The sequence below is a fragment of the Pseudoalteromonas sp. MM17-2 genome, from assembly GCF_022347945.1.
Lineage (GTDB): Bacteria > Pseudomonadota > Gammaproteobacteria > Enterobacterales > Alteromonadaceae > Pseudoalteromonas > Pseudoalteromonas ruthenica.
In genome coordinates, this window is sequence record NZ_JAKRFV010000016.1 from 56,697 (window position 1) to 75,297 (window position 18,601).

Genomic DNA, 18,601 nt, shown 5'->3' on the forward strand with positions numbered 1-18,601 from the left:
AGCGGGAACCCGAACACTAAAAGCGCTAATAACAATACCTAAAAAACTAACAGGATATCTATTTATGATAGCGAAGCATTTTATTGCCAGTGCCCTAGCAAGTGCCATCGCGCTCTCTCTAGTCGGATGCCAGCAGAGCTCTTCTAACGAGCTACAAAGTGTACAAACGCAAAGCCAGTTCCAAACTTACAGCGCCGAGACCTTCTACGATACCGTGAGTTTAAGAGGCAATAGCATCAACCATAGTGGTGATAAGCTGCTACTGAGCAGTGATGAGAATGGGGTGTTTAACCTCTATGAAGTTAACATTAAAACCGGCGCCCGCACACAGCTGACCGATGCCAAAGACAGCACCTATGCACTGGCATTTTTTCCCAAGGACGACCGAATTCTGTTTAGCCGAGATAGCGGTGGTAATGAGCGCACGCACGTGTTTGTTCGCGATCAGCAAGGCGAGATCACCGACTTAACGCCCGGCGAAGAGACCCGCGCGGCATTTGCAGGCTTTAGCCAAGACGGGCAACATTTTTATGTGCTGAGCAACCAGCGTGACGCCAAGTTTATGGACTTATACAAATTCGATAGCGATAGTTACGAGTCTCAGCGTGTGTATACCAACGAAACGGGGCTTGATGTCAGTGCCATTAGCCCAGATGGCCGATATATCGCGCTAACTAAGCACCACGATAATCGTGATAGTGATTTTTATCTACTGGATACTGCATCTGATGAAGGCCCTAAGCTTCTCAGCGCTCACGAGCAACCAGCCAAGTATAGCGCCTGGAGTTTCAGTGTTGATGGGCAATCACTGTATTACACTACGAATGCCAAAGGCGAGTTTCGCCAAATGTGGCGCTATAACTTGGCCACACAAGAGCATGAACTTGCTTTGGACGCCGACTGGGATGTCAGCTTTATGGAGTACTCAAAGTCTGGACGGTACCGCGTCAGCGCCGTCAATGCCGATGCTAGCACGCAGGTAACGATTATAGATACTAAGACAAACCAAGAGCTGGCATTGCCATCAGCACTGCCTAAAGGCACGCTCAGTGGCGTCGAATTTAGTGATGATGAGCAAATCATGTCATTTTATTTAAGCTCAGATACCAGCCCACGCAATCTATATGTATGGCGCATTGGCAGCGACCAAGCGCAGCGTCTCACCAACACCCTGAGTGCAAACATTGCTGAAGAGAACCTCGTGAGCAGCGAAGTGGTCCGCTTTAAAAGCTTTGATGGACTCACCATTCCCGGCATTTTGTACAAGCCTAAGCAGGCCTCAGCCACCAATAAAGTTCCTGCTTTAGTCTGGGTGCACGGTGGCCCAGGTGGCCAAAGTCGCACGGGTTATAATGCTATGCGACAGTTCTTAGTGAACCAAGGTTACGCGGTTTTTGCAGTGAATAACCGTGGCAGTGCCGGCTATGGCAAAACCTTCTTTCACCTCGATGACAAAAAGCACGGTGAAGAAGACTTACAAGATATTATCTACGGCAAAAAGCACTTACAAACGCTGGACTGGGTCGATAACGATAAGATTGGCATTATCGGCGGCAGTTACGGTGGCTATATGACGGCAGCAGCACTCGCCTTTGCCCCCGACGAATTTGAAGTGGGTATTAATATCTTTGGCGTTACTAACTGGGTGCGGACACTGAAATCCATTCCACCTTGGTGGGAGAGCTACAAAAAGGCACTCTACGATGAGATGGGCGATCCGGCCACCGATGAAGAGCGTCATCGTCGTATCTCACCGTTGTTCCACGCAGATAACATCAAAAAACCGTTATTAGTGGTACAAGGAGCCAATGATCCCCGAGTTCTGCAGGTTGAAAGCGATGAGCTCGTTGCCGCAGTGAAAGCCAATGGGGTGCCAGTTGAGTATGTACTCTTCCCCGACGAGGGCCACGGCTTTAGTAAGCGTGAAAACCGCATTACAGCGGCCAATGCGTATCTGTCTTTTCTTGATAAACATTTAAGAGGTCAATAATACTGCTGTGGCCAGTGCATGCTGGCCACACCCTCTCCCTGTTAACTGCCTTCACGCACCGCCTACACATGTCGCATCGTTCTTTGCAAGCGCGCTTATAGCTAGAAAACACAGCACCCGCCTATCTACGCTTATTACAGGTAAATAGAAGCAGCACCCATAGCGGGTATTGAAAGGGAATAGATAAAGGAATAGTAAGAATGTATCTAGAAATACTGAGTGAGCACACTCAGTGGCGGAGTGGACGGGACTCGAACCCGCGACCCCCGGCGTGACAGGCCGGTATTCTAACCAACTGAACTACCACTCCGCAGTGGTATGAGTGCATCGTCTAAGTGGCGGAGTGGACGGGACTCGAACCCGCGACCCCCGGCGTGACAGGCCGGTATTCTAACCAACTGAACTACCACTCCGCAGTGACGATGTGTGTACATAGGATTTATTCAGACATTGGCGGAGTGGACGGGACTCGAACCCGCGACCCCCGGCGTGACAGGCCGGTATTCTAACCAACTGAACTACCACTCCGCGACAAACGCTGAATAAAGCAATGTACTAAAAAATATAAAGATGGCGGAGTGGACGGGACTCGAACCCGCGACCCCCGGCGTGACAGGCCGGTATTCTAACCAACTGAACTACCACTCCGCAGAGATTTATATTTTTTCTATTCCGAATGGCGGAGTGGACGGGACTCGAACCCGCGACCCCCGGCGTGACAGGCCGGTATTCTAACCAACTGAACTACCACTCCGCGACGGAATAAGGCTGTTTACTTAACTGGCGGAGTGGACGGGACTCGAACCCGCGACCCCCGGCGTGACAGGCCGGTATTCTAACCAACTGAACTACCACTCCAACGAGTAAGCAAACATTGGATAACTGGCGGAGTGGACGGGACTCGAACCCGCGACCCCCGGCGTGACAGGCCGGTATTCTAACCAACTGAACTACCACTCCGCGATATCCAAACTGCCAGAAGCTCTGCCCTGACAGCGGCGTGAATGATACGAATCACCCCTTGGTGAGTCAATAGTTTTTTTGAATTTTTAGGGCTTTTTTAGTCATCTGACATCGAAAGGTTTAAAATTTCACCTGATTTATCACTTTTTGAGCCATTTTTATCTGAGTTAGCTTCAGAGCTGTTTGTTTCTTGCTCATCACTTTGGGCACTTTTTTTCTTCCAGAACAATAAATTAATATTGCCCAAAAGTGGCTTTTTTTGCACCAAGACGCGAATTGCTGCCCATCCAGCGAGCAAAATAAACACATTCCCTAACACCACCAAGCTGTAGAATAACGCATTGCTCATCGCACTTGGCTGATCACTTTGCTCTGCCAATTCGGTAGGCGCTTGGCTCACCGGTGGCGCTATTTCTTCGACCTTTTCTATGGGCCGAGCAATGGCAAATTCATAATCAGGCAGGGCTGACATAAACTCACGGCCATTACTGTTCGTGCCGTATAGCTCTATTTGCAGCGAATAACGCCCCCATTCGTAATTGCTAATGGTGATCACGCGCGTGTTATCTTGCTCAGCTGGCAATGAAAAGGCTTGTTCATCGTTATTGGGATAAAAGATCTTTCCTTGGAGCAAAACCGATTGCGGATCGAGTAGCTGCTCATCAAGGGTAATGTGTAACTCGTGGCTTTCGCCTTTGGCTCCCTCATGAAGCTCATAAGTGAGCGGCGGCTCTTTGACCACCACTGGCTCTTGCACCACTTTACGTTGGATGATGGGCGTGGTTAGGGCTATCTCTGGCCGCCACTGTCCGGCGGCAAAATCAAGACGAAACTCTCCTGTGAAAATCGCATCACCCGGGCGCTCATCAAAACCTCGACCATCATCTTTAAAGTTGGCAACATGCTCTGTGCGGGCACCAAAGTTACTGTATTCATTATTATTAGTACTAACGAAATCAACTTGCATGTTAATGACATCACGGAAGCGGCCAATTTTCACCTGCTCACCATCATTTAACACCTTCCCCGTCAGCTTAATAATTTCGCCACGAAAAAGCAGAGGGGGAAGTTCATCAACTTGAAGAGAGATATCGCCGATAACCATAATACGGCTGTCCGGCAAGATTTGCCCAACCACTTGCCAAGGCCCTGGCATCGGTTTGTTGAGCACGATTAAGTCATAGCCGAGTTCATCATGCCACTGTAGGTTGTCGTCATTGAGTGAGTGGGTGGCATAAATTTTACTGCCATCTGGGCGCACCAACACAACGGCGGGTGAGCCTTGGCGGCGAAAAAAGAGCAGCGTAATCTTGTCAACATCGTGGTCAATCCGAAAGCGGTTATCCAGCAGCGGGATTTCATTGCCCTCGGCCAATACGGTCAGCTTTTCCTGCTCATCGCCCAATGCTGGCGCACTGACACCTGCACCAAGTAGCAGCACCATACTGATGAGAATTAATTTTGCCATCACCACCCTTTTCACCTTTTATCTTTACTGAGTGCGCCACAAACAATGACCGCCCTCTTTCTCTACCAAGTCTAGACGCTGCTCATGTGCCGCCAACTCTTGTTCGTCAGCACGCAGCACCGTTAAGGCAGGTCTATCTGGGTTTAAACGAATGATGTCACCATCGTCGCCTTGATTTTGCTGTTCATTATGTTGCGCCAAATTAAGTTTCTTCTGACCGCCGGTCATCGCTAAGTAGACGTCAGCAAGAATCTCAGAATCCAGTAATGCGCCGTGCAACGTTCGCTTTGCATTATCAATATCATAACGGCGGCAAAGCGCATCGAGGTTATTCTTTTGTCCAGGATGCATTTCCCGGGCCATGGTTAACGTGTCGAGTACTTGGCACACCTGCTCAGTATTGGGGTAGCCTCGATTCAGCATGGCAAATTCGTGGTCCATAAAACCCACATCGAACGGGGCATTGTGAATAACGAGTTCTGCACCACGGATATAGTCAAGAAACTCATCGGCTATTTGGTGGTATAGCGGTTTATCTTGCAAAAACTCATTGGTGATCCCGTGCACGTCGATGGCCTCGTCTTCGATGTCGCGCTGGGGATTAATGTAAACATGAAAATTGTTGCCGGTTAGCCGGCGATTGATCAACTCCACACAACCTATCTCAATAATGCGGTGCCCCTCTTTCGGGCTAATGCCTGTAGTTTCGGTATCAAGCACTATTTGTCTTTGCGCCATATCAGTTTACGCTCATATTTGCTATCTTTGCTGCTTCGTTCATTGTACATAATAACAAGGTAAAGCGTGCAAAAAAGCGTAGAAATTTATACCGATGGTTCGTGTTTGGGGAATCCGGGTCCAGGGGGATACGGTGTTCTTATGCGTTACGGAAAGCACGAGAAAACGCTAAGTCAGGGGTATCAAACCACGACCAATAACCGCATGGAATTACTCGCTGCAATTGTCGCTTTGGAATCGCTCACCCGCCCCTGTGACATTGTCCTTACTACCGACAGCCAATATGTAAAACAAGGCATAGAAAGTTGGTTAGCGAATTGGAAAAAACGCGGCTGGCGTACCGCCAGCAAGCAACCGGTTAAAAATGTTGATTTATGGCAGCGCCTTGACGAGGCTTGCCAACGCCACACCATTGATTGGCGCTGGGTTAAAGGCCACAGCGGACATAAAGAAAATGACATCGTCGATGAGCTCGCACGCACTGCCGCAACCAGCGCATCGTTGTTGGAAGACACCGGCTATCAACCAACAGATTGACGGTGTTGAGGCACCCACCTTGTCCCTCTTTACAGACGCCGACATATGATATAAGTTTTGGTTATATCATATACCTAAAGCGGATTAACTATGTCTCTCACCGTGGTGCCTTTTTATCATTCTCCTAGTCACACGTTAAGTTATGTGCTGTTTTGCCCTACTACGCGACATGCAGCGTTGATTGATGCGGTCGCTGATTACGATGCGGCGACAGACACAATGAGTTTTGCCAGTGCTGATATCATTATCCGCTACCTTGAGCGCCACCAATTAACACTTAAATGGCTCATTGAAACACATGTACACGCCGATCACTTCAGCGCATGTAACTACGTTGGTGAGCAATGTGGTGGGCAAACGGTGGTCAGTCAACATATCCGCGATGTGCAAAAAACACTTAAACCCATATACCAACTAGCGTGTGCCACTAATGGCGAGCAATTTGATAAACAAGTCAATGATGGCGACCGTCTACCCTTAGGTGATTATGAGCTCAAGGTACTTGAAACACCTGGGCACACCCCAGATGGCATCAGCATTTACGTTGATGGCCATGTGTTTATTGGCGATACCTTGTTTATGCCCGATTCTGGGAGCGCGCGCTGTGACTTCCCTAAAGGCAGTGCTGAACAGCTCTATCATTCAATTCAAAAGTTGTTATCTCTACCCAGTGACACCAAGGTGTGGGTGTGTCACGACTATCAACCAGAGGGGCGAGCTTTAGACTACCACAGCACCATTGGCTGTCAGCGTGAACAAAATGTGCACTTACAACAATCAGCACCGCAGTTTATCGCACAGCGTCAGCAACGTGATGCCACCCTCAATAAGCCCAAGTTAATGGATAAAGCTGTGCCGTTTAATCTTCAGGGTGCGCGCGTCGTTGCCGCCGACTCACCTCAACGCCTTTAATAGCAGGTTTAAAACTTGGCCGTGCGTGCCATTTAGGCTTAATGGGAGTCAGGGGTGTCACCCGCTTACGTGCCACCAGCATGTATACACTGCCCATGGGTTTTAAATATTGACGACAAAAACTGCGCCAGCGGGCAAAGCGCGATAAACGCGAGCCTCGTGCCAGTGAAGCATGTAAAAAGCGCTCATCGGCAATCAGCTCAAAGCCCAATAGGTCGAGCCAGTCTTTGACCCGGGAAGGGGTAAAAAAGCGCCCGCTCCAAGGCAGTTTTTGACGGCTAAATGGGATCAGGCTAGCAGCGCCACAAAAGCTAAACGGATTGAAGCCGGTAATAACAATGTAACCACCGGCGATCAGTGTGCGATGGGCCTCACGCAAAATATGATGGGGGTCGCTGTTATATTCCAAACACAGGCTCAGAATACACGCATCCACACTGCCTTCATAGAAAGGGAGCTCATCGACTTCGGCAAGTACGCCAGCTTGTTGTGAACGCGCTGCCACCCCAACTTGATGCTTTATGGGGCTCGCGGATGTATCTAGCTGTACGCTCAGATCGCCAATTTTTAACAGATGATAACCGAACATGCGCTCTAACCACGGCTGCATCTTGCGTTCTACGTCATTTTGCAAGTAGTCACCATGAGGAAACTGCTGCCAGGTATAGGGCGCAGGATGTTGTTGAAAGCTTAGTGCTGGTTTCACAGATTTAGCTCGTTATACTAAGGGGCATAAGTTAACGATATAGAGCTATTCGCTATGGTGCAAGTCGACGCAATCAACGCCTTTAATGATAATTATATTTGGGCCCTGGTGCACCCCACTAAACCTCACGTTTATGTAGTCGATCCGGGGGATGCTGAACCGGTAATGCGCTACCTCGAACAGCATGACTATCAGCTGGCGGGGATACTAGTTACTCATCACCATTGGGATCACACAACAGGTGTTGCCGCACTGAAACAGGCCTACCCAGAGGCACCAGTGTACGGACCACAGAATAGCCCATTTACGGGCATCGAGCACACGCTCGCAGATGGCGATAGCATTGACGTATTTGGGCTCAATTTCTTAGTTCGTGCCACCCCGGGGCACACCCTTGATCACATCAGCTATATCAATGAGCAGTTGATATTTTGTGGGGATACATTGTTCAGTGGAGGATGTGGCCGCCTATTCGAAGGCACGCCAGAGCAAATGTGGCAATCAATGCAAATCTTCCTTACCCTGAGCGATGAGACCTTGGTGTATTGTACGCACGAATATACTCAGGCAAACATGGCCTTTGCCTCAGCAGCTCAACCTGAGGATGCAGAGGTGCAGCGCTACACAAACAAGGTCAATGCATTGCGTGAGCAACAACAGATGACCCTCCCTAGCACTATCGGCCAGGAAAAACGCATCAACCCTTTCCTTCGTGCCGATAAAATATCGCCACAAGCACTCCCTACGGCATATCGACACGCTACCAGCGGTGAACCCAGTGCAATATTTGCAGGTCTTCGTGCTTGGAAGGACAATTTCTGAGTCTCTATCTGCGGTACAATTGCGCAAAATTCGTAGGATCTCATCAATTTTTGCTAGTATGCGCCGCAGTTTTGCCCAAAGATTAACAGTTCATGAATAAGCATATACTCATCGCAGCGGTGTTAACTGCGTTTTTAAGTGGTTGCCAAACCACCTCTAGGGATGTTCCCATCACTAAACTCCCTAGCAATACTGCGTCCCCGCAAGAGATAAGCGATGCGCTAACAATCGACACCCTAGGCGGCGATGAGATAGTTGAACAGCTAGAAGAAGCACCTGTATTTGACGATGTCTGGGAGCGGATCCGCTATCAGCTCTCAATAGAAGTTCCGCAAAATCGTCCTGTGGTTGCTGAGCGTAATTACTATGCGCGCCATCAAGCTTATATGGATCGCATTGCCAAACGTGCCGAGCCTTATTTATATTACATTGTTGAGGAAGTCGAAAAGCGTAAAATGCCGATGGAGATTGCGCTGCTGCCGATTGTCGAGAGTGCTTTCGACCCTTACGGTTATTCTCACCGCAGTGCCAGTGGTATTTGGCAGTTTATGCCACAAACGGGCAAACGCTTTGGCTTAAAACAAAACTGGTGGTACGACGGGCGTCGCGATATTGCCGAATCAACCCGCGCCGCATTGGATTATCTTTCTTATTTGCATAAAACCCTTGAAGGCGACTGGCTAAACGCAATTGCTGCCTATAATTCCGGTGAAGGGCGAGTCATGCGAGCGATCAAGAAAAATCGTCGTAAGCACCTGCCTACCGATTTCTGGTCACTTGATCTGCCACGGGAAACCACCGCCTATGTGCCAAAACTATTGGCACTGGCAGACCTACTTAAACGCCATGATGAGTTTGGCATTAAGTGGAACAAAATAGTTAATGCCCAAGTGATTGACCGTGTCGATGTTGGCTCACAGATTGACTTAGCTTTAGCAGCAGAAATGGCAGGTATTTCGCTTTCTGAGCTGTATCGCCTCAACCCGGCATTCAACCGCTGGGCCACCGATCCACAGGGGCCACATCACTTACTATTGCCGCTTGATAGCATCACGCCATTCAAACAACAATTAGCGTCGGCGAAGTTGCAAGACCGCTTACGTTGGCAACAGTATGAAGTGGCTGCGGGCGATAGCTTATCGGTGATCGCTAAAAAGTTTAATACCAGTGTTGGCGCTATTCGCACTTTAAACGCATTAGAGTCAAGCACCATACGCGCAGGGCAAACGCTGATGGTGCCTTTATCTGACAAGGCGGCCTCGCACTTACCAGAAAAAGTACGTTTAGCGGTCAATGGTACGACATCACTAACACGCAGCCATACCGTAAAGTCCGGCGATACGCTGTGGGATCTCAGCCGTGAGTACAACGTCACCGTAGCACAGCTAAAAGCCTGGAATAATCTGGGTAACAACGCCATGTTACGGTTAGGGCAAAAACTAAAAATTCGCCAATCCACAGGCCAAGCGTTACCGCAAACGACCAACCGCACCATTACCTACAAGGTTCGTCGCGGTGACTCACTATCACGCATTGCTAAGCAATTCGGGCTGCGCGTTGGCGACATTCGCAAATGGAATAACTTAAACGGTAAAAAATACCTCTACCCTGGGCAAAAGCTCAAACTCATTGTGGCTGTAAAACGCGGCTAAAAAAAGCGCTCATATATGAGCGCTTTTTTTGTCTTAAGACATCATGCTACTTGGTTATTGCACCAGCAAACTGAGCCAACCAAGGTTGCGCCACCGGCTCGGGATCAAAGTCCTCTAGGGCATCAATATCTAAGCGTGGCAGCAGCGGCTTACCTTGCAGCTCCATCAAAAGCTCTTCAACTTGCTTACCCGCACCACAAAAAGTATCGCCATAACTGCTATCACCCATGGCAATGACCGCAAACGGGGTGCCACCTAATAAAGGAAACTGGCTTTGTAAAGCGGCGAACAGTGGCATGAGGTTATCGGGAATATCCCCTTGCCCTGTGGTCGATGTGATCACTAATATATATTCGCTGTTGCTAACATCTTCCACTTGCGGGTTGTCAATCACTGTGGCTTCATGGCCGTGCTTTTGTAGCTGCTCCTCGGCACTGTCGGCTAGACGCTCCGCACCGCCATAGACACTGCCGTAAAAAATATTAATCTTGGCCATTTAAAACTCCTTCGCATAATAAGCTTGCTCACACACCGGCCACCCGAGGCGCTCAAAAACGGCGAGTGCGTGTTCACCTAGTGGTGCATTAATGTGAATCAATTCTTCGCTGTAAGGATGCCCAAAGTACACATCGGTTGCAAACAACATTAGCCGCGAAACCTCGAAGTGCTCGGCAAAAAAGTGATTTTGCGTATTATCACCGTGGTTTACATCGTTAATCAAAGGGTGGTTAATGCCCTTCATATGGCGACGTATCTGATGCTTACGCCCTGTTTTAGGCCAACACTCCACCAGCGAATAACGAACACTGGGAAACTTTCCTAAGGCGATAGGCAGGCTTGCTTGCAACAAGCAGCGTATATCAGTGCGCGCTGATTGTGCTGGCTTGTCTTGTTGCGCATATTTATCGGCAATTTTATCTAGTTTTTCCTTTAGCGGCCTGTCGATACATTGCTGCTCAGGGGCAAAACCTCTGACTAACGCTAGATAACGTTTGCGCATCCCTCCTTCACTGAACAGCTGTCCTGCACGATTGGCGGCGGCACTGCTAAGCGCAAACAATAATACACCGGATGTGGGTCTGTCTAAGCGATGCAGTGGATACACATGTTGACCGATTTGATCGCGCAGCATTTGCATTGCAAATTGGGTTTCATGCTTATCCAAAAAAGAGCGATGAACCAGTAGTCCAGACGGTTTATTAATAGCGATGTAGTGCTCATCACGATATAGAATATCGAGCGGCTGTACTGCTGCAACCTTTGCCGAACCGGTTAAGTCGTTCACTCTCCCCCTCCGAGAGTAATATCTATGCACTTAAGCACTGTGTGCAATTGCGCATACTGCCCTGACCAATAGACCTCAGCCATGGGTGTTAAAGCTATAGCCGAAGGCAGAGGATGTTTTGCGTGTATTAGGGCACGCATTTTGGGAATAAAGACGAACTGCAACCATTGTTCGAACCTCAGGGTATCAACACAAAAAGGTTGGCTGGATTGCAATAAATGCTCAGCAACGGGCTTATCTTGCCATAAGCCTGCATTAGCTAATTCACCTTGCAACTGCGTGAGCAATTGAGTGATGGAATACGACATAACACGGTTATTGCGGTAACTTCAAAAACGCTATATTAGCATTTCTCTTGGGTTGATGACGCAATATGCCTATAATTTGCGGAATTTTATTTTCTAGGAGCCGCGTATGAGCGACAACATCGCCACACTGGCACAATTATTAGATGCCGCCGGCACCACATGGCGTGTATTTGACATTGGTCGTCGGGTGCAAAAAATAGATAAAGCAACCTTTGCCGATATTGAGTCGACAACCATTCCTTATCCATATCCATTGGCACAGCATGCGCTACTGGCGATTCAGTTTTGGGACCCAAAAGCATCGAGTGAGCCTTATGTGTGGTTTTTGAAAATGCCGTTGGATGAGCAAAGTAAGTTGGTAGCAGCGAGTCGTGACCATTTTGCCAATATGGTGCTAGAAGCCATTGGCACATCGTTAACTGGGGCTGAGGGTGAGCAAAGCAAACTCGATAACAACCCTTATGTATTTACTCCCAATGCCAATAAGCGTGCCGCTTTCAATGCCCGTATCAAAGTAGAGTTACGGCAAAGCGCATCGCAGTACTATGAGCATGCACAGCTATATTTGAGTGGTAAGTTGGGCTGGCAAGACTGGCAAAGCGTCGCTGTGCAGGGCCTTGCCGATTTTGCTGCACGCATTGACCATCAAGATAATGAAGCCCTGCTGTGCCAAGCATGGTCGCAGTTACCTGCACAAGTGCGCCAACCTCTCGCTGCCCAGCTCGAAAATAGTGAGCTAGGTACTGAAGCAGCGCAAACCCTGCTCACAAGTATCAATCAAGCGATTCAACATCAGGATAAAGCGCTACTTATTGATGCGCTTCGCGCCATCAGCAGTGCACGCGCAGTGGGGCTGGTTGAGCAAGCGCTGAGGCAGGTAATGAACAGTGATTACGGCCAAGATGCTGACATATGCCAAGTCATCGCTGGGCGACTTTGGGCTTATTTAGAAGCACCGCAAACCTTAGCACAGTTCTTAGAGCACTGCTGTAGAATAGACACTGAGCAGCCATTGTTCGCCAGCATTTTTGCCGACTTAGTTGCAATCCCAATGCTGCGCCCTCATGTATTAGCTATATTACGGTCTGAGCAGCGTTCTGATGCGCTTTCTCGTGCAATTGGTGGGTTATTTTCGTCGTGAAAACCTTATGGATTCTGCTGCTGTGTGGTGGCGTGATAGCGTTGTTTTGGTATCGCCGTAAAGTGGCAGAAACTGCGCGCTTACATGCTCAACGTCAAGCTGAACAATTAGGCGTGCAATTTGTTAGTGTTGCTTGCAAACAGTGGCGTTTAGCGATTTTAAGTAATGGTAAGCTTGGGATCCGCAGCCGCTTTATGTTTGAGTTTTCCAGTGACGGCGAAACCTTATACGAGGGAGAGTTGTGGATGGAGAATGAACGTTTACGTAAGGCCGATATCCCACCGCACAGAATCTAAAAAAACTAAGGCGTGACTGTAAGTCACGCCCTAATCTGCATCATCCTTGCGCGGTATCCATCACCGCTGACCTTAAGGTCGTCCCTTTTGCTTTCCTTGCTCGATTACCCTATCTAACCGATGCACATCCTGTGCTTTGTTCCTTGCTTCATCCTGAAGTGTTCCTCTTGCCTCCTTGGCTATTCCTAGGCATCCCGCCTTCCCTGCACGTCCTGTGCTCCTGTCATTTAACGGCGTCCGTTACCGTCTATTCCGTTACTATTCCTGCATTACTTTGCGTGGTTGGCCTACATCCGTTCCTTAGCCAAGTGCATCCTGCACTGTTGTCGTCCTGACAATGATAAGTTTAGAGAAAAGCCAAAAAGATGCAGCAAGTGCTTTGCAAAAAGTTTTATTGCTATAATGTAGAAACAATGAATCAGCCTATATAAATCAATAGGTTAAACTTATTATAGAGCTAAAGGTAGGGACATATTCATCGTTAAACCCACACCAATGTGAGAGATCTCTCACATTGAAATTTCCATTAAACGCAATGTGGACTTTTTTTAAATAACAACTCTCCACTGACTTTGCTAAATTGCAATGTTTGCATGGTCTCAAAACCGTGGTTAGCAAAGAAAGTTTGATGCTGAGACTGCGTAACAAACACAGCAAGTCCTTGCGTTTCGTTATCTTCCTCAACAAGATTATCAAGGCCTTTAAGGAGGTAGTGACCGTAACCTTGGCGTTGATAGTGGGGATCCACCGCAATAAAGGCTAAAAATAAGTAGCGCCCCATCGTTTTTAAGGCGTTGCGAATGGTCTTTTCCTTTTCAATGAGCTGCTGAGTCGTCAAATAACCAGCACTGAGCATCAGTTTCAGTCGCCAGTGCCAATAGCGATCCGCCTGCATGCTGGCGTCAGATTGAAATACACAAGCAATGGCTCGCAGAGCATCATCAACATACAAGCCAACTAATGGTTGTTTGGCCTGCCAAAAACTGTGTAGCTCTTCACGGATGAGCGCGCGTAACTTTTTTTCATACTCTTGAGTTTTACTGCTCTCGGCGCTGAATATTTCTCGCATTAGCGGGTCATCATGATAAGCCTGATAAATCAGGCTCGCAGCCACGTTCAAATCTTCTGGAGTAAGATACCTAACTTTATAGTCGCCGAGCATGGTATTTCCTTGTTATCGTTGTTGTTCTATAGTTAACCATAGCCTTTTATCAGCACAATGGAAACATTATATGGATACCTCAAAACATACGATGACGACCCTTTTTCAACAGCTCGGTCTGCCCAGCAGCGATGAGCAAATTGAACAATTTGTGACTGACCACAAATTAAGCCCTGAGCTCAAACTCGCTGATGCGCCGTTTTGGTCACAGGCACAGCGCCACTTTATTACTGAATCTTTGGAGCAAGACGCGGATTGGTGCGAATTAATTGACGAGTTAGACGCCCAGCTTAGGCATTAATACAGCGATAAAGCTCGCCCAAGACAGGTGTGGTTCATACTTTCTTCGTTAATATTGCACATCCAAAATTAGGGTCCTTGCGGCCCTTTGCTTTATACTGTTCAGCGATTAAAAAGAAGGAATCCATTTGTATGAACCCTGTGGTTTTTGACGCCATCAAAGCCTTATTAGCACAAAACAAAACACCTACCGTAGCAATGACCAAGGCGATGCTCAAAGAGCCCGTGCCGATGCCAATGATTATTGCCGCTGTAAGCCAATATAAAAATAACCCCGAGGCATTCAAAAACATGGTCATAGAGCCACAATTGCCGAATAACGAACAAAAGTCGACACAACTTGATCGCATTGAGCAAAAACTTGATAAACTACTCGCTTTGCTCGAGAACTCAAAATAGCGAATGTTTGTTGTAGACCTCACTTTTGACTGTTACCAAGACACCCAACTCAGCGCTGCCGAACAGGCGATAAATCAGACGGTGGTGGCGCTTCGAGCCAATGGCCAAATCATCGGCGATGAATTTCCAACCGTATTGAAAGAAGGCTTCTTCGTGACTCGGGTAATGTGCCCAGAAGAGGATTCATTGCACCCGCTCAACCACAGTCCGTTTGTGAAGTTTGCGCTCGATAAATTAAACGATGCCGGGTTGTTAGCGCCCAAGGTCAAGGTAATAGGGCAAGATATTCACGCCAATAGTGCAGATAACTGCGCTGCACCGAACAGTTACATTCTCTACACCACCTATTTGCATACGTGCAGCCCGTTGTATTGTGGCGATGATTTTTTACCGGTGCCGCTGTATCACATTCCTGCTATCGCCAACGGCGATTACAAGACACTGATAAAATGGCAAGAAGACTGGCAGGCATGCGATCAAATCCAAATTAATGGTGCAACACGCTGCGAATTTGCGGCGCTGCATGAGATCAGCGCCTTTGATAGCGACCTGACTCGTCGCGGCTTGGACTTGGCAAAGCGGGTCCGTTATCTAACCAAAAAGCCAGTCTACTATTACTTGTACCGTGTCGGTGGCGAGAGCCTGACAGCCGAGCAACAACGTCGCTGCCCAAGCTGCGATGGTCATTGGCATCTAGCAGAGCCATGGTTTGGATTGTTCGACTTTCGCTGTGAACAATGTCAGTTGGTATCTAATATTTCCTGGGATCACCAATAGTTTTTACAGCACGTCTAATTGCTGTAACAACGAGCTGATATCATCCGCCAAAACATGGTGCGGTTCTTTACCAACATATTCTAAGCAGACTGCACCATCGTTCAATCGCACGCTCAGCAACAAATCATCCTGCTCGGTCAGCCCAATAAACACGGTGTCTTGCTGCTTTAACCGACGCTTCATTAATACATGACCGGTTATATTTTGCTGTAAGCGTATAAAGTCGTCCTCGTTCCAAGGTAAAAGGAGCTCGACGCCATGACCGTCGATGCTCGCCGGCAGATTACCACTGTAGTAACTGCCAAATAATTCGCTCAGTTGTTGTGGGAAAGGCACTTCTAGGGCTGCTGCCAATTCATTTAAGTCAGCACTGGGGGAACGCTCATGAATTTGCCATTGGACTTGCTGTTGTTGTTCAGTGCCGGCAATGGCTGCAGGACTTGGCGAGTCCGGGTCGAAAAACGCCAGCGGGTTACGGCCATACTGTTGTTGTTCGTTGCTAATGTGTGCCTGTAAACAACGCCGAAGTTCTGTGCTTACGCTCATGCATGCCTCAAATAATTTAGGTATAATTACGCCATATTGTAACGCCAAATAGCACAGCATGACAGATTACAGCAACGCCCCAGAGTTAAAAGCCAGCCTACTCGGCAAGGCAACTGAGTATAAAGACAGCTACGATCCATCCCTACTTTATCCCATAGCACGCAAGCTTAATCGTGATGATTTGCAAATAGATGAGCGTGCCCTGCCCTTTAAAGGGGAGGATATTTGGACCGGTTACGAGTTATCGTGGCTTAATCCTAAAGGCAAACCACAGGTCGCGGTGGCCACCTTTACCTTCCCCTGTCAAAGCCCGGATATTATTGAGTCTAAATCGTTTAAGTTGTACTTAAATAGCTTCAATCAAAGCCGTTTTGAAAGCATGCAAGCAGTACAGCAAACCATGGCTAAAGACTTAAGTGCGGCGACCCAAAGTGACGTGCAAGTAACACTGTATGGCCCTGAGCATTATCAGCACTTCGCAGCCACCGCGTTACCAGGTCAGTGCATTGACGAGCTCGATATCACCGTCGATACCTATGAGTTGACACCAAGCTTACTGCGCCTAGCCGACGATGCGCAGCAAGTTGAACAAACCCTGCATAGTCACTTATTGAAGTCTAATTGCTTGATCACCTCACAACCCGATTGGGCGAGCGTGGTTATACGCTACCAAGGCCCCGCTCTTTGTCATGAGTCGCTGCTGCGTTACCTGATTTCATTTCGCAGCCACAACGAGTTTCACGAGCAGTGTGTGGAGCGCATTTTTACCGATATTATGGCCTGTGCACCCATGCAGTCTCTGGAGGTCTATGCCCGCTACACCCGCCGTGGCGGCTTGGATATTAACCCTTACCGCGCCACACACAGCGATAAAACCTTATTTGACGTGCGCATTAACCGCCAATAATCGTCGGTACATTCATGGCGCAGGTATCAATATAATCAGGCGTGGTCACAAACCACGCCTCGGGGCGATTTTTTCGCGCTGCAACGAGCGCTGCAAAGCTGTGTGAGTCGGTGCGCATTACTTTAATTACCGGGCGCTGCTTGGCAGGCAGTTGATCGGCAAATTGGATATCAACAATTGGGTTAAAAGGCTGTCCTGGCTTTGGCGAGCGCTGTAGCAGCTGTATATGAGCCATGCCCGCAAGTAGGCGACCAAATACGCTAATGTTCTTATCCAAGTAACGCGGTGCCTGACCAAGCACGACAAAAAATTCACTGGTTGCGCTGTCGACTCCATTGCCCCGTGCCATACCTAATGCGCCAGGACAGTGAATTTGCCACGTTTGTGTGCCCTGCTTATTCTGGCCGACGGCAAAGCCATTAATAAAGCCACTACGCGCGCTGTAACCATCATCTTCATTGATGACGATATCTAACGGCCGCGCTGTTTCGCTGTGACTGACAAACTCGTTTTTCAGCGTCGGCACATCCGTGTCTTTGTCTCCAGCGCCGCCTTGGGCAACAAAGCCTTCGACAAAACGATACATATTTAGCCCACGATAGAAGCCTTGGCTAGCTAGTGAGCGCAAGCGCTCAACATGCGCCGGCGCCAGCTCTGGGTTTACCTCCAGATACACTATCCCTGTCGCTAAGGTAATCATCATTAGGTTTTCATCAGTAACGGCTCGCCATTCGCTGGCATCGGCGTTATCAATAATGGTTGTAGGAGAGGGATTGTCGTCTGCACTGGTAGTCGCGCTTAAAACTAAGCTCACAACGATAAGTAGGCGTATGATCATTGGCGAGTTCCTTGTTTATTGTTATACCAATAATGGGAAATATGTAACGGTGCTGAGGCGGGTAATAACGGATTGGTCAAGCGAATATAATTGCGTGTTGCCAGTTCCGCCGCATCAATATTAGGGACTAAATGGGTGTGCAGTAAGCGCTCTATGGTGCCATCTGAAAATAAGCTTCGCAGTGCCGAGCTCAGCAACTGGTGGCGCTGTTTATCACCTTTAGTAACAAACAAGTACACCGCCGACGGGTAATAAAAGACATTGTGTTTGTCGTATATCAGCCCCTTAGGCAGTGATTGGGGATCAAATGCTGTGAGCTCCTCAGGCAGAAAGTCGAAGCGGCCTTTTCTCAGCATATCGTAATGAGACGATGATTTAGAAAATGCATCCACCGTGAAACCGTTACGGCTGAACACGTTGGCATCCGGCCAATCTTCACTTAGACCCACTCGTAATGATGAAAAATCGCTTATATAATTTTTTTGCGCCAGGATATCCGGATTATCAGAGCGCACTAGCGCAATGCGATAACCCAGTAAGCCTTTGGCTATCGGGATTAAAATCGCCCACCCTTGTTGCTCTCGCTGCTGCGAAGTCACACCCCAGAATAAATCAATACCGTGCTCATCCCCCAACAGTTGAATCGCTCGTTGCTGTGATGGCAGATGGTCAACATACTGGTATGTGACCTGCTTTTGGTGCAAACACTCAATGCGCTCAGCTAGTTTAGTAAATAACGCCTGCATATAAGGATGATCGGCCTGTGCGACACGCACCGTCACCGACTGCTGCGCACCACACTCGCATATCACCAGTAATAAAGACAATGCCCATAGCCAGCATTTAAACATGCA

21 protein-coding genes and 7 tRNA genes are annotated in these 18,601 nt (G+C 48.3%); 11 read left to right on the forward strand and 17 right to left on the reverse strand.

Going from position 1 to position 18,601, the window contains the following annotated elements; all coding sequences use genetic code 11:
* Positions 1 to 64 precede the first annotated feature (64 nt).
* The gene (locus tag MHM93_RS13260; RefSeq protein ID WP_239449408.1) at positions 65 to 1,990 is read left to right on the forward strand and encodes a S9 family peptidase; all 1,926 of its coding nucleotides are present in this window, start codon (positions 65 to 67) and stop codon (positions 1,988 to 1,990) included.
* A 233-nt stretch (positions 1,991 to 2,223) separates the two neighbouring features.
* Here the strand turns inward: MHM93_RS13260 and MHM93_RS13265 are convergent.
* From MHM93_RS13265 to dnaQ, 9 genes are all read right to left on the reverse strand, one after another.
* Positions 2,224 to 2,300, reverse strand: a tRNA-Asp gene (locus MHM93_RS13265).
* A 26-nt stretch (positions 2,301 to 2,326) separates the two neighbouring features.
* Positions 2,327 to 2,403: transfer RNA gene (locus tag MHM93_RS13270), tRNA-Asp, on the reverse strand.
* Positions 2,404 to 2,441: 38 nt separating this feature from the next.
* Positions 2,442 to 2,518: transfer RNA gene (locus tag MHM93_RS13275), tRNA-Asp, on the reverse strand.
* A gap of 43 nt (positions 2,519 to 2,561) precedes the next feature.
* Positions 2,562 to 2,638: transfer RNA gene (locus MHM93_RS13280), tRNA-Asp, on the reverse strand.
* Positions 2,639 to 2,667: 29 nt separating this feature from the next.
* Positions 2,668 to 2,744: transfer RNA gene (locus tag MHM93_RS13285), tRNA-Asp, on the reverse strand.
* 27 nt (positions 2,745 to 2,771) lie between these two features.
* A tRNA-Asp gene (locus MHM93_RS13290) sits at positions 2,772 to 2,848 on the reverse strand.
* 25 nt (positions 2,849 to 2,873) lie between these two features.
* Positions 2,874 to 2,950, reverse strand: a tRNA-Asp gene (locus MHM93_RS13295).
* Between the two features lie 100 nt (positions 2,951 to 3,050).
* The gene (locus tag MHM93_RS13300) at positions 3,051 to 4,421 is read right to left on the reverse strand and encodes a TIGR03503 family protein (RefSeq protein WP_239449409.1); all 1,371 of its coding nucleotides are present in this window, start codon (positions 4,419 to 4,421) and stop codon (positions 3,051 to 3,053) included.
* A gap of 24 nt (positions 4,422 to 4,445) precedes the next feature.
* Complete coding sequence (dnaQ, locus tag MHM93_RS13305) at positions 4,446 to 5,159, reverse strand: DNA polymerase III subunit epsilon (RefSeq protein WP_022946716.1); 714 nt, start codon at positions 5,157 to 5,159, stop codon at positions 4,446 to 4,448.
* 66 nt (positions 5,160 to 5,225) lie between these two features.
* Between dnaQ and rnhA the strand changes: the two genes are divergently transcribed.
* Positions 5,226 to 5,696 (forward strand): ribonuclease HI, encoded by a 471-nt coding sequence (gene rnhA / locus MHM93_RS13310; protein ID WP_130148399.1) that lies wholly within the window; start codon positions 5,226 to 5,228, stop codon positions 5,694 to 5,696.
* 90 nt (positions 5,697 to 5,786) lie between these two features.
* Complete coding sequence (locus MHM93_RS13315; protein ID WP_239449410.1) at positions 5,787 to 6,608, forward strand: MBL fold metallo-hydrolase; 822 nt, start codon at positions 5,787 to 5,789, stop codon at positions 6,606 to 6,608.
* On the opposite strand, the gene MHM93_RS13320 is transcribed toward MHM93_RS13315, so the two are convergent.
* Entirely contained in the window at positions 6,556 to 7,314 is a 759-nt protein-coding gene (locus tag MHM93_RS13320) for a class I SAM-dependent methyltransferase (RefSeq protein ID WP_130148395.1), read from the reverse strand. The two genes, MHM93_RS13315 and MHM93_RS13320, sit on opposite strands and share 53 nt — an antisense overlap.
* Positions 7,315 to 7,368: 54 nt before the next feature.
* On the opposite strand from MHM93_RS13320, the gene gloB reads away from it, so the two are divergent.
* Together gloB and MHM93_RS13330 are read left to right on the forward strand one after the other, a co-directional pair.
* On the forward strand, positions 7,369 to 8,136 hold the full coding sequence (gene gloB, locus MHM93_RS13325) for a hydroxyacylglutathione hydrolase (protein WP_239449411.1): 768 nt from the start codon (positions 7,369 to 7,371) through the stop codon (positions 8,134 to 8,136).
* Between the two features lie 92 nt (positions 8,137 to 8,228).
* Positions 8,229 to 9,788, forward strand: a complete 1,560-nt coding sequence (locus MHM93_RS13330; RefSeq protein ID WP_130148391.1) for a LysM peptidoglycan-binding domain-containing protein — start codon at positions 8,229 to 8,231, stop codon at positions 9,786 to 9,788.
* Between the two features lie 46 nt (positions 9,789 to 9,834).
* On the opposite strand, the gene MHM93_RS13335 is transcribed toward MHM93_RS13330, so the two are convergent.
* Genes MHM93_RS13335 through MHM93_RS13345 form a run of 3 tightly spaced genes read right to left on the reverse strand, consistent with a single transcriptional unit; the run spans position 9,835 to position 11,381 of the window.
* On the reverse strand, positions 9,835 to 10,284 hold the full coding sequence (locus MHM93_RS13335) for a flavodoxin (protein WP_022946710.1): 450 nt from the start codon (positions 10,282 to 10,284) through the stop codon (positions 9,835 to 9,837).
* A complete protein-coding gene (gene truC, locus MHM93_RS13340) occupies positions 10,285 to 11,073 on the reverse strand; it encodes a tRNA pseudouridine(65) synthase TruC (protein ID WP_239449412.1) in 789 nt (262 codons plus the stop codon).
* The gene (locus MHM93_RS13345) at positions 11,070 to 11,381 is read right to left on the reverse strand and encodes a YqcC family protein (RefSeq protein WP_239449413.1); all 312 of its coding nucleotides are present in this window, start codon (positions 11,379 to 11,381) and stop codon (positions 11,070 to 11,072) included. Before MHM93_RS13345 ends, truC begins: the two co-directional genes overlap by 4 nt.
* Before the next feature lie 106 nt (positions 11,382 to 11,487).
* Between MHM93_RS13345 and MHM93_RS13350 the strand changes: the two genes are divergently transcribed.
* Positions 11,488 to 12,522: a DUF3549 family protein gene (locus MHM93_RS13350; RefSeq protein WP_239449414.1), complete on the forward strand. Its 1,035-nt coding sequence runs from the start codon at positions 11,488 to 11,490 to the stop codon at positions 12,520 to 12,522.
* Positions 12,519 to 12,818, forward strand: a complete 300-nt coding sequence (locus tag MHM93_RS13355; RefSeq protein ID WP_022946706.1) for a DUF3301 domain-containing protein — start codon at positions 12,519 to 12,521, stop codon at positions 12,816 to 12,818. Before MHM93_RS13350 ends, MHM93_RS13355 begins: the two co-directional genes overlap by 4 nt.
* 526 nt (positions 12,819 to 13,344) lie before the next feature.
* Here the strand turns inward: MHM93_RS13355 and MHM93_RS13360 are convergent.
* A complete protein-coding gene (locus MHM93_RS13360; protein WP_022946705.1) occupies positions 13,345 to 13,980 on the reverse strand; it encodes a GNAT family N-acetyltransferase in 636 nt (211 codons plus the stop codon).
* Positions 13,981 to 14,050: 70 nt separating this feature from the next.
* On the opposite strand from MHM93_RS13360, the gene MHM93_RS13365 reads away from it, so the two are divergent.
* From MHM93_RS13365 to MHM93_RS13375, 3 genes are all read left to right on the forward strand, one after another.
* Complete coding sequence (locus tag MHM93_RS13365) at positions 14,051 to 14,281, forward strand: DUF2789 domain-containing protein (protein ID WP_022946704.1); 231 nt, start codon at positions 14,051 to 14,053, stop codon at positions 14,279 to 14,281.
* Between the two features lie 131 nt (positions 14,282 to 14,412).
* The gene (locus tag MHM93_RS13370) at positions 14,413 to 14,679 is read left to right on the forward strand and encodes a hypothetical protein (RefSeq protein ID WP_053911543.1); all 267 of its coding nucleotides are present in this window, start codon (positions 14,413 to 14,415) and stop codon (positions 14,677 to 14,679) included.
* Positions 14,680 to 14,682: 3 nt separating this feature from the next.
* Positions 14,683 to 15,456: a Zn-ribbon-containing protein gene (locus MHM93_RS13375; RefSeq protein WP_239449415.1), complete on the forward strand. Its 774-nt coding sequence runs from the start codon at positions 14,683 to 14,685 to the stop codon at positions 15,454 to 15,456.
* 3 nt (positions 15,457 to 15,459) lie between these two features.
* Here MHM93_RS13375 and syd read toward each other — a convergent pair whose 3' ends face one another.
* Positions 15,460 to 16,002: a SecY-interacting protein gene (syd, locus tag MHM93_RS13380; protein WP_239449416.1), complete on the reverse strand. Its 543-nt coding sequence runs from the start codon at positions 16,000 to 16,002 to the stop codon at positions 15,460 to 15,462.
* A gap of 58 nt (positions 16,003 to 16,060) precedes the next feature.
* On the opposite strand from syd, the gene queF reads away from it, so the two are divergent.
* Complete coding sequence (queF, locus tag MHM93_RS13385) at positions 16,061 to 16,909, forward strand: NADPH-dependent 7-cyano-7-deazaguanine reductase QueF (RefSeq protein ID WP_239449417.1); 849 nt, start codon at positions 16,061 to 16,063, stop codon at positions 16,907 to 16,909.
* On the opposite strand, the gene MHM93_RS13390 is transcribed toward queF, so the two are convergent.
* Both MHM93_RS13390 and MHM93_RS13395 read right to left on the reverse strand, forming a co-directional pair.
* Positions 16,896 to 17,747: a peptidylprolyl isomerase gene (locus MHM93_RS13390; RefSeq protein WP_239449418.1), complete on the reverse strand. Its 852-nt coding sequence runs from the start codon at positions 17,745 to 17,747 to the stop codon at positions 16,896 to 16,898. The genes queF and MHM93_RS13390 overlap by 14 nt on opposite strands.
* A complete protein-coding gene (locus MHM93_RS13395) occupies positions 17,744 to 18,598 on the reverse strand; it encodes a hypothetical protein (RefSeq protein ID WP_239449419.1) in 855 nt (284 codons plus the stop codon). The genes MHM93_RS13390 and MHM93_RS13395 overlap by 4 nt, the downstream gene beginning before the upstream one ends.
* Positions 18,599 to 18,601 lie beyond the last annotated feature (3 nt).